Annotated in this window: 2 protein-coding genes; both read right to left on the bottom strand. The window is 38.9% G+C overall.

The window, feature by feature from the left end; translation table 11 throughout:
• Nucleotides 1-69 precede the first annotated feature (69 nt).
• The gene (locus FD44_RS10030) at nt 70-486 is read right to left on the bottom strand and encodes an OsmC family protein (RefSeq protein ID WP_010620003.1); all 417 of its coding nucleotides are present in this window, start codon (nt 484-486) and stop codon (nt 70-72) included.
• A gap of 27 nt (nt 487-513) precedes the next feature.
• On the bottom strand, nt 514-1,232 hold a 719-nt coding region (locus tag FD44_RS10025), incomplete at its 5' end, for an ABC transporter substrate-binding protein (RefSeq protein WP_235809395.1).

Genomic DNA, 1,232 nt, shown 5'->3' with positions numbered 1-1,232 from the left:
TAACTTTATCGGAGCCCTTCAAAACGGAAAGTGTTTTTTGTATGTTCAATCAATAAAGAAATTCATTTATTAGTTGATAGTTAATTCAATTGGAACAGCATTCTTCAGCGTATTGTGAACCGTGCATCCCTTTAAAACGCGACTCATAAATACTTTCTGATCTGAATCTGAAAGATTTGTTTCCAACTCAACGTGGACTTTAATTTTAGTAACTGCTGAACCCCCATCTTGAAAATTGGTGGTTGTGCCACTCGTTTTGACATCAAATTTTTTCAGTTCAAGCTCATCATTTTTACGTGCGACATCGTTAGCTGTAATTGCTAAACATCCGCCAATTGAACTCAATAGATATTGGACGGGGTTTGGACCCGCATCAGTTCCATGCCCCGAGATTGGCTCATCACTAATAAATCGATGTTGTCCAGTTTGTTGATCAACTTGTGCGCCAATGTTTCTTAACTTTGAATGTACGATATATTGTCCCATTAAATTACTCTCTTTCAGTCAAAAATTTTATTTCTCTAAATAGGCATTTGCGTAATAGAATCCACCTTCGAGCGTGTTTGTAACCATTCCCTTTAGTTTCGGATTCTTTAAGTACGTTAACTTAGAAGCAAAAAGTGGTGAAATACCATTATCTTTAAGCAGGATTTTCTGAGCGTCTTCCAAATCATTCCAACGCGCTGTTGTCTTAGTTGCATCAGCCCCATTGGCTTTATCAAGCAAGGCATCATACTGCTTGCTCTTATAACTGCCCCAATTATTTCCAGAATCTGACGCAAACAGGCTCAGTAAACTTGATGGATCAGGATAATCGGCTCCCCAACTTACTAAATAAATGCCAAACTTACCAGCAGTCGCATCCTTAATAAAGTTAGAAACTGGTAAAATCGTTAATTCAATCTTTAACTTTGGAAGATACTTATGAACTTGGCCCTGAATGTATTGTGCGGTTGTCCGTTGGGTACCACTATCAAAAGTAAGCAATTTAATTTTAGTTGTGCCCTTTAAATTCAGTTCTTTACGGGCTTGTTTCCAAGCTGCCTGTGCATCCTTTACGTTGGTACTCGTGAGCGTACCGGCCTGCGTTCCAAAGTCCTTGTTCGTTTTGGTGTTCGTGAACACGTCCTTATTAATCAGGCCAGTTGCAGCGTTACTATCGTCTTGTAAAATATTTTTAGTCAATGATTTCCTGTCCAGCACAAGCGAAATGAAGGGCTCCGATAAAGTTA

Origin of the sequence: Secundilactobacillus malefermentans DSM 5705 = KCTC 3548 (assembly GCF_001436395.1) — a bacterium.
Lineage (GTDB): Bacteria > Bacillota > Bacilli > Lactobacillales > Lactobacillaceae > Secundilactobacillus > Secundilactobacillus malefermentans.
Note: the sequence above shows the minus strand (reverse complement) of the source record. Positions and strands in the feature narration are given on the sequence as shown.

Excerpts from the sequence above, each read along its gene's own strand:
- FD44_RS10030 (WP_010620003.1), bottom strand. The coding sequence starts at position 486 with ATGGGACAATATATCGTACATTCAAAGTTAAGAAACATTGGCGCACAA.